Below are 12,897 nucleotides of genomic sequence, written 5' to 3' on the forward strand. Positions count from 1 at the left end.
CGTCAGCTGCGCATCTCGACCCGTGCCTTTCTCAGTTTCGGCCTGATCAGCCTGTTGATGCTGGGCTTCGGCATCTTCTCCATGAACCAGATCACGCACATGCGTGAAGCTGTGATTCATACCGAGGACGTGTCCCACGCCGGCACCCGGTGGCTGGGCAGCATTCGTGACAACTCCCTGGGCATTCGCGTGCTCACCTTCCGCCTGATGCTCAACCGCGACCCGGCGCAGCTGCGTCCGGCCCTGGACCGCATGACCTTCCTGCGCGGCGAGCTGGACAAGGCGCTGCAGGGCTACACCCCGATCGTGCCGGACGCCGCCCGTTCGGCGTTCGCGCAGATGCAAAGCGTGGTGGGCCGCTACCAGGAGCAGTTGTCGCGCTACCAGGCGCTGTCTGACCAGGGCGACACCCAGGGCATGCTGGCGCTGCTCAACGGCCCCATCCAGGACCTGTCCGACCAGACCGGCAACCTGTTCAACGAGCTGGTGAAGATCAACCTGCAGGAATCCGGCCTGTACACCGCCGCCGCCAAGGGCCGCTACGAGACCGCCATGCAGACCACCATCGTGGTGCTGGCGATTGTCTTCCTGCTGACCGTGGTGCTGGCCTGGACGCTGACCCGCAGCATCGTCAAGCCGCTGGAAGAAGCCGTGACCGCCGCTGGCCGCATCGCCCAGGGCGACCTCACTGGCCGTATCAACGTCGATGGCGAAGACGAAGCCGCCGCGCTGCTGCGCTCGCTGGTGGCCATGCAGAAGAGCCTGACCGACACCCTGCGCCTGATCGGCGACTCGTCGCACCAGTTGGCGGCGGCGTCGGAAGAAATGACCGCCATCACCAACCAGACTTCGGGCGACCTGAACAACCAGAACGCCGAGATCCAGCAGGCCGCCACCGCGGTCAACGAAATGACCGCCGCGGTGGAAGAAGTGGCGCGCAACGCCGTCTCCACCGCCGACGCGTCCAGCGCCTCGACCAAGACCGCACAGCTGGGCCGCGAGCGCGTCGACACCACCATCATCGCCATCCAGCGCATGGGGGAGCGCGTCGAAGACGCCTCCGAACAGGTCAAGGAACTGGCCGCCCACTCCCAGGACATCGGCAAGATCCTCGACGTGATCCGTGGCGTGGCCGAGCAGACCAACCTGCTGGCGCTGAACGCCGCCATCGAGGCCGCCCGCGCTGGCGAGGCAGGCCGTGGCTTTGCCGTGGTGGCCGACGAAGTGCGCGCCCTGGCCGGCCGCACGCAAACCTCCACCCAGGAAATCGAGCAGATGGTCGCGGCCATCCAGCAGGGCACGGCCAAGGTGGTCGAGACCATGCAGGCCAACAACGACCAGGCGCTGTCGACCCTGGACACCGCCAAGACCGCCGGCACCGCCCTGGACGAAATCGCCGCGGCGATCTCGTTGATCCACGAGCGCAACATGGTCATCGCCAGCGCCTCGGAAGAACAGGCCCAGGTGGCGCGCGAAATCGACCGCAACCTGGTCAACATCCGCGACCTGTCGATCCAGACCTCGGAAGGCGCCGGCCAGATCGACGAAGCCAGCCAGTCGCTGTCGGGCCTGTCCCATGACCTGAAGAACATGGTGGGGCGCTTCCAGCTCTGACGATCAGGCTATCGACGCGAACTTCATACCGGCTGCGTGGACGACCCTGCACATAGTGCGCAGGGTCGGATTGCCTTCGGGGGACAGCGCACGGTAAAGACTTTCGCGCGACAGCCCGGCTTTCTCAGCGATCTCCTTCATGCCACCTTTGGCCTCGACGATGTGGCGTAACGCGATTAGAAATGCTGATTCGCCGCCGTCCAGGTCAAGTTCTTCGAATGCCGACCTGAGGTATTCGGCGGCGAACTCTTGATCATTGCGAATCAGCTCAATGATGCTTTCATCATGGCTTCGGGTTCGGTTCATGGTGTTCTCCGCTGATAGTCGGCCCAACAGTCGAGTGCTTTCTCGATGTCCTGCTGCTGCCTTCTCTTGTCTGCGCCGAGCAATAGCAGAATCAATCGCTTTTGCACCTGCGCGTAGTACACCCGATAGCCTGGACCGTGGTCGATGCGTAGCTCCCACACGCCCTGGCCAACGGGTTTGCAGTCGCCGATGGAACCTAGGCTGAGGCGGTTGAGGCGGGTTGCGATTCGCGCTTTTGCAATCGGGTCTTTGAGCCGGTTGAACCATTGCTGGTACAGGTCCTGCCCGTTTGGTGAAACGTAATGAGTTAAATCGATCATGCTCAAATGTAGCTTAAATGCTACATGATCTGATCATACCAGCTTCTGAAATGGCAGTAGGACCTTTCTGAGATGCCAATTCATCCCCACGGCCATGGTGCACGGAATATCCGTTCAAAGGTGCTGGCCGCCGTGCCACCAAGCCATCTACACTCGGGCATTCACTGGTACACGGAGGTTTTCCATGCGGCGCGTGGTGTTCAATCAGAAAGGTGGCGTTGGCAAATCGAGCATCGCTTGCAACCTGGCGGCGGTCAGTGCCCAGGAGGGCTATCGCACCCTGCTGATCGACCTGGATGCACAAGCCAACTCGACCCATTACCTGACCGGGTTGACGGGCGAGGACATCCCCATGGGCATCGCCGACTTCTTCAAGCAGACCCTGTCCTCCGGGCCGTTCGCCAAGAAGAACACGGTGGACATCTACGAGACGCCGTTCGACAACCTGCACGTGGTCACCGCCACGGCCGAGCTGGCCGACCTGCAGCCCAAGCTGGAAGCCAAGCACAAGATCAACAAGCTGCGAAAGCTGCTGGATGAGCTGGCCGAAGACTACGACCGCATCTACATCGACACGCCGCCGGCGCTGAATTTTTACGCGGTTTCCGCGTTGATCGCCGCCGATCGCGTGCTGATTCCCTTCGACTGCGACACCTTCTCGCGCCAGGCGCTGTACGGCCTGATCGCCGAGATCGGCGAGCTGCGCGACGACCACAACGAAGACCTGGAAGTGGAAGGCATTGTCGTCAACCAGTTCCAGGCCCGCGCCAGCCTGCCCCAGCAGATGCTCGACGAGCTGATCGCCGAAGGCCTGCCGGTGCTGCCGGTGTACCTCACCAGCTCCGTGCGCATGCGCGAATCACACCAGGCCAGCATGCCGCTGATCCACTTGGACCCACGGCACAAACTGACCCAGCAGTTCGTCGAACTGCACCAGCTGCTGGAAGCCAACGCCGCGGCTTAAATGCCCTGGCTGTTGAGCCACGCCAGCAGTTGCGGCAACGGGAACGCGCCGCTCTGGCGCGCCACTTCGCGACCGTGCTTGAACAGGATCAGGCTGGGGATCGAACGAATGTTCAATTGCCCGGCCAGCTGCTGGTTGGCCTCGCTGTCCAGCTTGGCCAGGCGGCAGCGGCCGCTCAGTTGGCCGGCGGCCTGCTGGAAGATCGGTGCGAAGGATTTGCATGGCCCGCACCATTCCGCCCACACGTCCACCAACAGCGGCAGGTCGCCCTTGATCTGGCTGGCGTAGTCGCCTTGCGTCAGGTCGAACGGCGTGGCCAGGATGACCTGGCCCTTGCAGCGCCCGCATTTGGGCGAGTCGCCCAGGCGTTCGGCGGGGATGCGGTTGAGGCCGTTGCAGTGGGGGCAGGGGATGACCAGGGGTTCGGACATGGTGGCTCCAGGTTTGGCAGTTTTGCAGATTCTACCGTTAAGCGAATCCCGTAGCAGCGGCCACAGGCCGCGTCAGCAGCGCCGCTGGACGCCGCCTGCGGCAGCTGCTACGGGCGTAGGGGTGGTCACGAGGAGCAACTGATTTCGAGGTGCTTGCCCCATTCCGGCGGCCGCTGGGCGTAGGCGTCCATGCCTTCCTGCGCTTCGAACGGCCTGGTCAGCACCTGGTGCAGCCGGCGCACTTCTTCGTAATCCCCTTGCTGGGCTGCATCGATCGCTTTCTGCGCCAGGTAGTTGCGCAGCACGTACAGCGGGTTCACCGCGTGCATGCGCGCAGTACGCCCGGCGTCGTCGCCATCGCGGGCAGTACGTTGCAGATAATCGGCGGCCCAACGGTCGAAGCCCTCGCGGTCGACGAAATCGTCGCGCAGCACCGCCACGGCGGCCGCCGCTGGCTGGTCGCCCAGGCGGCGGAAGAACAGGTTGTAGTCCACGCCGCTGTTCTGCATCAGCCGCAGCAGGCTTTCGACCATGGCCTTGTCGCCGTCTTCGGCGCGGGTGAAGCCCAGCCGGCGGCGCATCAGGTCCAGGTAGTGGGCCTCGTACAGCGGCAGGAACAGCTCCAGGGTCTCGCGCAGGGCCTCGACGCTGATGAACGGCGTCAGCGCCTGGGCCAGCGCGCTGAGGTTCCAGTGGGCGATGGGCACCTGGTTGCTGAAGCTGTAGCGGCCCTGGTCATCGGAGTGGTTGCAGATGAAGTTGGCGTCGAAGTCATCGAGGAAGGCGAACGGGCCGAAGTCGAAGGTGATGCCCAGGATCGACATGTTGTCGGTGTTCATCACCCCGTGGCAGAAGCCGTAGGCCTGCCACTTGGCGATCAGCTCGGCGTTGCGTTCCAGCACGCTGCGGAACATGGCCAGGTACGGCTCTGGCTGCTCCAGGCATTCTGGGAAATGCATGGCCAGCACGTGCTCGCCCAGCACCTTGGCCTGCTCCGGTTGCTTGGTGTAGTAGAAATATTCGAAGTGGCCGAAACGAATGTGGCTGGGCGCCAGGCGCAGCAGCATGGCGCCGCGCTCCTGGGTTTCACGCCACACCGGGGTGTCGGAGCCGATCACGCACAGCGCGCGGCTGCTGGGAATGCCCAGCGCGTGCAGGGCTTCGCTGGCGAGGAACTCGCGGATGGACGAGCGCAGCACCGCGCGGCCGTCGCCCATGCGCGAATAGGGGGTCAGGCCGGCACCCTTGAGGTGCAGGTCCCAGTGCTGGCCTGCGTCGTTGTACACCTCGCCCAGCAGCAGCCCGCGGCCATCGCCCAGGCGCGGGCTGTAGCCGCCGAACTGGTGCCCCGAATACACCATGGCCCGCGGGTCGGCGTCGGCCCACAGCTTGTGGCCGCCGAACAGCTGGGCGAAGGTGGGGGAGTGGGCCTCGGTAGGGTCCAGGTCGAGCAGCGCCATGGCCGCATCGCTGGCCACCACCAGGCGTGGATTGTCGAGGGGGTCGGGCAATACCGAGGTTGAGAACGCATCGCCCAGGCGGGCAAAGCGGTTGTCGAAGGTCAGTTCGTCGAGGGCTTTCAACGGCCATCTCCAGCAGAATGTCCGAGCATTCTGCTGGGGGATGGCCATGGCGTCCAGTCAGTCCAGATGAATGTCGGGCGGCTCGGGCCGGGTTTTCGCCTGCGGCTGGGCGTTGGGCAGCAGCTGTTCGTCGACCTTGTCCATCGGCACCATCTTGAACTCCTGGCCCTGGGTGTTCTTGAGGTACACCTCCATCTGCCGGAACGAGATGTTGATGTTGTTCTTCTTGAACTCGCGGTTGATGTAGCGGTTCATCTCGTCGAGCACCGGGTTGCGGTCGCCCAGGTCGCGCACATGCATGCGCAACTCGTGGTCCAGGGTGCTCTCGCCGAAGTTGAGGAAGTACACGCTGGGGCCTGGATCCTTGAGCACCCGCGGGTTCTCCTGGGCGCCCTTGAGCAGCAGCGCGCGCACCAGGTCCAGGTCCGAGCCGTAGTCCACGCCCAGCTTCAGGGTGACACGGGTGATGGTGTCGGTGAGCGACCAGTTGATCAGTTGCCCGGTGATGAACGTCTTGTTCGGGACAATGATGTCCTTGCGGTCGAAGTCGGTGATGGTGGTGGCGCGGATGCGGATCTTGCTCACCGTGCCCGACAGGCTGCCGATGGTGATGGTGTCGCCGATGCGCACCGGACGTTCGAACAAAATCATGATGCCGGAGATGAAGTTGGCGAAGATCTCCTGCATGCCGAAGCCCAGGCCTACCGACAGCGCCGCCACCAGCCACTGCAGCTTGTCCCAGCTGACGCCCAAGGTCGACAGCGACGAGACGAAGCCGATGCCGATGATGATGTACGACAGCAGCGTGGTGGTGGCGTAGGCACTGCCCTGGGCCAGGTTCAGGCGCGACAGCACCAGCACCTCCAGCAGGCCTGGCAGGTTGCCCGCCAGGGCCACGGTGATGCCGACGATGATCAGCGCGCCCAGCAGGTCGCCGAGGCTGATGGGCACCATGCTCATGGTGGCGCCGGTGCCGCTGGTGTATTCGTAGAGGGTGATGTTGTCCAGGTAGGCGAACACGCTGATCAGGTCCGACCACACCCAGTACAGCCCGGCGATGAACACGCCCATCAGCGCCAGGCGAATCAGGCGCAGGGACTGCTGGTTGACCTGTTCGATGTCCAGGGTCGGCTCTTCCACGGGAATCTCGCCGTCGCCGCTTTCCTTGGCCGCCTGGCGCTTGCTCAGGGCGCGCTGGTAGGCCAGGCGCCGCGCCGCCACGCTGAGGCCGCGGACGAAGGCGGCTTCGATCACCAGCCACAGCATCAGCAGGTACAGGGTGTCGATCAGCCGGTCGGTGAGCTTCAGCGCGGTGTAGTAGTAGCCGAAGCACACGGCCATGAACAACGCCACCGGCAGCGCCGTGAAGGCCACGCCCACCGCCTTGCGGAACAGCGAAGTGTTGCCGTGGGTGGGGCTGCTGAGCAGCAGGCGGCTGAGCAGCCAGGCCATCAGGGCGTAGCAGGTCAGCACCACGACGATGCCGATGACATCGTCGGCCAGGGCCGAAGGCTGCAGCTCGGCCACCGCCACCACGGCCACCAGGGCCATGACCACGATGCCCAGGCGGCGGATCCAGTTGCGCAGGAACTCCACCTGGGGCTTCTGCCAGCGGAAGTGCACCTCGGCCACGCCGCCGGGCGCCAGTATCCGGTAGGCGGTGTAGAACACCAGCCAGGCCTGGGCCATTTGCAGCAGCGCCGAACCCAGGCTGGCGTTCTGGCCGCGGGCGTCTATCTGCAAGGCCAGGCCGCACAGCGCCAGGCCCAGGCCCACGGGGATGGCCAGCAGCACGTTGACCAGCAACGCCTGGGGCGTGTGCCACTGGCTGTCACGCTTGAAGTGGCCAATGTCCTTGTGCACGCGGTTGAGGCGGTTGTGCAGGTAGCTGCGGCGCCACAGCAGCACGCCGATCAGCAGCAACAGCGGCACGAAGAACAGCGGCCGCTGCGCCAGGCCGTCGGCCAGCTCGCTGAGGCTGGAGGCCCAGGGCAGGGTGGTCAGCTGCTTGCTCAGGTGCGACGGCGCGCTTTCCAGCCAGTCGGGGTCCAGCGGTTTGTTGCTGGGAATCCAGAACATTTGCTCGTCGAGGGTGGCGCGCAGGCTCAGGGCGGTGCTCAGCAGCTGTTTCTGGTTCAACTGCAGGGTGATGGACTCGTTGAGCAGGGCGCTCAGCTCGCGGTTCAGCCGTTCCAGCAGGTCGCTGCGGGTGACCGCCAGGTCCAGCAACTGCTTGCGCAGTTGCGGCGTGACCTGCTCGGGCGGCTGCGCGGCGATCAGGCCGTCGACGTAGGCGGTGGGGCTGCTCAGGGCTTCGCGCTGCTGGTTGACCTCGAACTGGTACAGGCGGATGTCGGCGATCTCGTCCGCCAGGTTGCGGTCCACCTTCAGGTGCGGCAGCGCCTGTTTCTGCTTATAGAGGATCTTCGACAGCAGCAGGCTGCCCTTGAGCACGTTGATCTGCTCGTCCAGGGCCTGGTCGCTCTGGGTCAGGCTGTCCAGCTGCTGCTGGGTGTGCAGGTTCTGCTGGGTCAGGTCGTTGAGGCGGTCGGTGCTTTTCAGCAGGTAGTCCGACAGCTTGAGGTTGGTGGCGCTCTCGGTGGCCAGCACGCTGCTGCCGCCGGCCTTCTGCGCTTCGATGGACTGCTGCGTCACCGTCTCTTGTGACTGCGCCAGGCGTTTTTCGTTGATCAGCGACTGCAGGTCCTGGATTTCCTGGCTGATGCGCGAGATTTTCTCGAACACCAGGTCGTGCTGGCTGTTGCCCAGGTCCTGCAACAGGGTATTGCCGGCCAGCTCCTGGCGGCGCAGGGCAATCAAGGCGTTCAGCGAGGCCTGCTCGGCCAGCAGCTGGTTGCGCTGGTCGGCGGACACCACCTTGCCGTTGTCCTTGCCGGCCTTGAGGATGCCGTTGATCTGGGTGATGCGCGCCTGGCTGTTGCTGATCTCGGTCTGCGCCCGCTCCGGGCGGGTCTGGGCGGTGATGCTCAGGCTGTTGGCCTCGGTCAGCTGCTTCTGCAGGTCACCCTGCTGGGCGCCGCGGTCGTTGAGCAACTGCTCCAGCTGCGGCACCGACAGGTTGGCGTAGCGCTGGGCCACCGGGATCACCTTGGTGGCCTTCAGCTTGGTCAGCTCGCGCTGGTTCTCGCTGATCACTTGCGGGGCTTCGGTCAGCTGTTTCTTCAGCGCGGGCAGCTGGTTGTTGCTGTCGTCACGGCTGGAAAGGTACGCCAGGGTCTGCTCCAGTACCTGTTGCAGGGCTTTCTGGTCGGCGTCCGACAGCTTGCGGTCGGCGATCTTGTCGATGCTTTGCTGCACGGACTCGCTGGTGGGTGGGTCGGCCGCGTGGACGGCGGTGACAGTCAGGCACAGCCCAAGCAGGGCTGCGGAGAAAAATGAGCGCAGTGAGGGCATAGTGAAAAGTCGTTTACAGCTCGAGAGAGAATGGCAGTTTAGAGGAAGAGTCCGGGCCCCGGCGCACTTCCTTCGGGCAGTTTGACGCCCACTTTCTGGATCTTGTTCCCGTCCATCACGGCCACGGTCCAGATTGTGTTGTTCCACACCACGTGGTCGCCCACCACCGGCGCGCCGCCAACCTTCTGCATGATGAAGTGGCTGAGCGGCGTCTGCGGGTCCTGGCCGTCGAGCTGCAAACCGTACAACGCGGCTACAGGCCCCAGTTCTGCGTCCCCTTCGAGCACGAAGTCGCCGAAGAAGCGCAAATCCAGACCCCGTTGCGGCGCCTGGCTGAACAGCTTTCCGAGTGCTGGCAGATTGTGTTCGTGGCCGATTACACAGAGCAAATCATCCACTTCCAACACCGTACTACCCGACGGATGGAGCAGTTCCTGCCCCCTGAACAGGGCCGCGATGCGGGTACCCTCGGGCATTTTCAGCTCGCGCAGCGGCGAGCCGATGCACCATTTCTCGGCGCCCAGCTTGTAGACGAACAGCTCCCACTCGCTGGTGACGTGCACCTCCAGCGCCGAGCGGGAAATGGGCGCCGGGTCCGGCGGCACGGTGACCTTCAGCAGCTTGGCCACCCACGGCAGGCTGGTGCCCTGCACCAACAGCGACACCAGCACGATGAAGAACGCCAGGTTGAAGTACAGCTGCGCCTCGGGCAGCCCGGCCATCAGCGGGAACACCGCCAGGATGATCGGCACCGCGCCGCGCAGGCCTACCCAGGAAATGAAGGCTTTCTCACGGCCGTGGAAGGCCTTGAACGGCAGCAGGCCGACGAACACCGACAGCGGCCGTGCTACCAGGATCATGCCCAGCGCCAGCGCCAGGGCGGGCAGGGCGATGGGCAGCAGGTCGTGGGGCGTGACCAGCAGGCCCAGCACCAGGAACATGCCGATCTGCGCCAGCCACGCCATGCCGTCGAGCATGTGCAGGATGCCGTGGCGGCTGCGGATAGGCTTGTTGCCCATCACCAGGCCGCACAGGTACACGGCCAGGAAGCCGCTGCCGTGCAGGGCGTTGGTCAGGGCGAACACCACCAGGCCGCCAGCGACCACCAGGATGGGGTACAGGCCGCCGGCCAGGTTGATGCGGTTTACCAGCTGCAGCATCACCCAGCCGCCGCCCAGGCCGATGACCGCGCCGATGCCGAATTCCTGCACCAGGTGGCCCAGCAGGCTCCAGTGCAGGCCGGTCTGGTGGCTGGCGAGCATGTCGATCAGGGTCACGGTAAGGAACACCGCCATGGGGTCGTTGCTGCCCGATTCGATCTCCAGGCTCGCCGTTACCCGCTCGTTCAGGCCCTTGCCGCCCAGCAGCGAGAACACCGCCGCAGCATCCGTGGAACCGACGATGGCGCCGATCAGCAGGCCCTGGATGATGTTCAGGTTGAACAGCCAGGCGGCCATCATGCCGGTCAGGCCGGTGGTGATCAGCACCCCCACCGTGGCCAGCGACAGCGCCGGCCACAGCGCCACGCGGAAACTCGCCACCCGCGTGCGCAGGCCGCCGTCCAGCAGGATCACCGCCAGTGCCAGGTTGCCGACCAGGTAGGCCGTGGGGTAGTTGTCGAAGATGATACCGCCGCCGTCGACGCCGGCGGTCATACCCACCGCCAGGATGATCACCAGAATCGGGATGCCCAGGCGCGAGGAGAGGGAACTGACCAGAATGCTAGCACCTACCAGCAACGCGCCGATCAAGAACAGGCTGTTGATGGTCGTCGCATTCAAAGGCAGTACTCCCTAAAACTGAGGTGGCGAAACAGCCTGCATCATGCAGGCTGCGTGCCAAGGGATTCTAACCTGTGCAAATGTACCCATGTCAAAAAGGTTCGTATTTCGGTGGCCGTGACGCGGCCCCGTGTACCTCGTCGATCGCGTTGCAGGCAACGCGGTTTCAAGACAATGCTGCTACGTGTGCGATGGGCGCGACTGCTGTAGCCGCTGCCGCCAGGCTGCGCTGGCCCCGGCGTGCACTGAAGATTTTCAGCGTGGAGAAGGGCCAGCGCAGCCTTCGGCAGCGGCTACGCCGAATCCGCGTAGCAGCTGCCGCCAGGCTGCGTCCGGCTGCGGCGCGTTATGCCTGGGAATGCGCGGCGCCTGCGGACGCGGCCTGCGGCCGCTGCTACAGGAACCCCGTTACGCGGTGCCCCCGTAGCAGCTGCCGAAGGCTGCGTCATCGATCACGCGCCTAAAACCAACTGTCAGCCATCCCCAGGCAAGTATCGTCCCGGGTCTGCAACAAATGCAGGTCGTGATGACAGGCCGGCAGCTCCCACGTCAGGAAATACCGCGCTGCCTGCAGCTTGCCCTGGTAGAACTCGCGATCCACGGCGTTGCCCTGGTCCAGCCCCTCCTGGGCCCGAATCGCCTGCTCCAGCCAGCGCCAGCCAATCACCGTATGGCCGAACACCTTCAAATAAAGCGCCGAGTTCGCCAGGGTTCCAGTGACCTGCCCCTTGGCCAAATCGCCCAGCAGCCCCAGGGTCACGCCCTGCAACGCGGTCAACATGGTTTCCAGTGGCTGGCGCAAGGCGCTCAGCGAGTCATGCGCCTGGGCGCGCTCGCAGGTCTGGCTGATCAACCGCATCAACTGCTTGAGCCCGGCGCCGCCGTTCTGCGCCAGCTTGCGGCCCAGCAGGTCCAGCGACTGGATGCCATGGGTGCCTTCGTGGATCGGGTTCAGCCGGTTGTCGCGGTAGTACTGTTCCACCGGGTATTCGCGGGTGTAGCCGTGGCCGCCGAGGATCTGGATCGCCAGCTCGTTGGCCTTCAGGCAGAACTCCGACGGCCAGGATTTGACGATAGGCGTCAGCAGGTCCAGCAGCTCGTGGGCCTGGCGGCGCACCTCGTCGCTCTCGCCGGTCAGGGTGTCGTCGAACAGCCGCGCGGCGTACAGGCCCAAGTCGAAGGCGCCTTCCACGTAGGCTTTCTGGGTCAGCAGCATGCGCCGCACGTCGGCGTGGTTGATGATCGCCACCGGCGCGGTGGTCGGGTCCTTGGCATCGGGCAAGCGGCCCTGGGGCCGTTCGCGGGCATAGTCCAGGGAATACAGGTAGCCTGCGTAGCCCAGCATCACCGCGCCCATGCCGACGCCGATGCGTGCCTCGTTCATCATCTGAAACATGTAGCTCAGGCCCTGGTGCGGTTTGCCCACCAGGTAGCCGACGCAGTTGCCGTTATCGCCGAAGTTCAGCGCCGTGGAGGTGGTGCCGCGCCAGCCCATCTTGTGGAACAGCCCGGCCAGCAGCACGTCGTTGCGCGGGCCCAGGCTGCCGTCGTCGTTGACCAGAAACTTGGGCACGATGAACAGCGAAATCCCCTTCACCCCCGGCGGCGCGTCCGGCAGCTTGGCCAGCACCTGGTGCACGATGTTCTCGGACAGCGGGTGGTCGCCGCCGGAAATGAAGATCTTGTTGCCCTTGAGGCGGTAGCTGCCGTCGGCGGCAGGCTCCGCACGGGTACGGATGTCCGACAGCGATGAACCGGCGTGCGGCTCGGTGAGCGCCATGGTGCCGAAGAAACGCCCGTCGATCATCGGTTGCAGGAAGCGGCGCTTCTGCTCGTCGCTGCCGAAGCTCTCGATCAGGTTGGCGGCGCCCATGGTCAGGAACGGGTACGAGGTACTGCCGGCGTTGGCGGCCTGGAAATGCGCGAAGCAGGCTTGCGACAGCAGGGTCGGCAGCTGCATGCCGCCGTCCTCGAACGCACGGGCGGCGTTGAGGAAGCCGGCCTGCAGGAAGGCATCCACTGCGGGCTTCACTTCCGGGATCAGCACCGCGGTGCCGTTTTCATAGCGCGGCTCGTTCTCGTCGGCCTTGCGGTTATGCGGCGCAAAATACTTCTCGGCGATGCTGCGCGCGGTGCTGATGGCGGCGTCGAAGGTCTCGCGGTTGTGCTCGGCGAAGCGCTCGCGCTGGGTGAGGCTTTCGGCGTCCAGCACTTCGTACAGCTCGAAAGCCAGGTTGCGGGCGCTGAGGAGGGTCTCGGACATGGCGGCATCCTTTTATTTGATGCGCCGAGTGTAGAAGCGAGGTGGGGTGGGGAACAGCAAGATAGATGGCGGTGATGATGCAGCTTGCAGCCTTAGCTGTGGCCGTAGGCGCGCGACCAGGCTCCAGACCTGGGGTGTGTAGGGTGAGATTAGTGCAGTGGCACGGTATATATAAAATTCGTGCCTATAGTGTTGAAGTTGTATTATGTTTTTCCTTGTTT

The 12,897-nt window shown here is 64.5% G+C and carries 9 protein-coding genes and 1 pseudogene; 3 read left to right on the top strand and 7 right to left on the bottom strand.

From position 1 onward, the window contains the following. Positions 1 to 57: 57 nt before the first annotated feature. Both AC0J42_RS02460 and AC0J42_RS02465 read left to right on the top strand, forming a co-directional pair. Positions 58 to 708: pseudogene (locus AC0J42_RS02460) on the top strand (MCP four helix bundle domain-containing protein); the annotation flags it as partial. 201 nt (positions 709 to 909) lie between these two features. Continuing rightward, on the top strand, positions 910 to 1,614 hold the full coding sequence (locus AC0J42_RS02465) for a methyl-accepting chemotaxis protein (RefSeq protein WP_473006806.1): 705 nt from the start codon (positions 910 to 912) through the stop codon (positions 1,612 to 1,614). Between the two features lie 3 nt (positions 1,615 to 1,617). Here AC0J42_RS02465 and AC0J42_RS02470 read toward each other — a convergent pair whose 3' ends face one another. After that, positions 1,618 to 1,920, bottom strand: a complete 303-nt coding sequence (locus AC0J42_RS02470; RefSeq protein ID WP_473005159.1) for an addiction module antidote protein — start codon at positions 1,918 to 1,920, stop codon at positions 1,618 to 1,620. Further along, positions 1,917 to 2,240 carry a type II toxin-antitoxin system RelE/ParE family toxin gene (locus AC0J42_RS02475; RefSeq protein WP_473005160.1) on the bottom strand — a complete coding sequence of 108 codons (324 nt, stop codon included), beginning with the start codon at positions 2,238 to 2,240 and terminating at the stop codon, positions 1,917 to 1,919. The genes AC0J42_RS02470 and AC0J42_RS02475 overlap by 4 nt, the downstream gene beginning before the upstream one ends. 184 nt (positions 2,241 to 2,424) lie before the next feature. On the opposite strand from AC0J42_RS02475, the gene AC0J42_RS02480 reads away from it, so the two are divergent. Then, a complete protein-coding gene (locus AC0J42_RS02480; RefSeq protein WP_416422082.1) occupies positions 2,425 to 3,204 on the top strand; it encodes a ParA family protein in 780 nt (259 codons plus the stop codon). Here AC0J42_RS02480 and trxC read toward each other — a convergent pair. The 5 genes from trxC to AC0J42_RS02505 all read right to left on the bottom strand — a co-directional run bounded on the left by trxC (position 3,201) and on the right by AC0J42_RS02505 (position 12,676). Then, a complete protein-coding gene (gene trxC, locus AC0J42_RS02485; RefSeq protein ID WP_416422083.1) occupies positions 3,201 to 3,635 on the bottom strand; it encodes a thioredoxin TrxC in 435 nt (144 codons plus the stop codon). The genes AC0J42_RS02480 and trxC overlap by 4 nt on opposite strands. A gap of 125 nt (positions 3,636 to 3,760) precedes the next feature. Next, a complete protein-coding gene (selO, locus tag AC0J42_RS02490; protein WP_416422084.1) occupies positions 3,761 to 5,218 on the bottom strand; it encodes a protein adenylyltransferase SelO in 1,458 nt (485 codons plus the stop codon). 57 nt (positions 5,219 to 5,275) lie between these two features. Beyond that, positions 5,276 to 8,632 (bottom strand): mechanosensitive channel MscK, encoded by a 3,357-nt coding sequence (mscK, locus tag AC0J42_RS02495; protein ID WP_416422085.1) that lies wholly within the window; start codon positions 8,630 to 8,632, stop codon positions 5,276 to 5,278. 38 nt (positions 8,633 to 8,670) lie between these two features. Next, positions 8,671 to 10,413: a potassium/proton antiporter gene (locus AC0J42_RS02500; protein WP_416422086.1), complete on the bottom strand. Its 1,743-nt coding sequence runs from the start codon at positions 10,411 to 10,413 to the stop codon at positions 8,671 to 8,673. 460 nt (positions 10,414 to 10,873) lie between these two features. Beyond that, a complete protein-coding gene (locus AC0J42_RS02505) occupies positions 10,874 to 12,676 on the bottom strand; it encodes an acyl-CoA dehydrogenase (protein ID WP_473005161.1) in 1,803 nt (600 codons plus the stop codon). Positions 12,677 to 12,897: the final 221 nt, after the last annotated feature.

This window comes from Pseudomonas sp. Tav-5-1A, assembly GCF_055755055.1.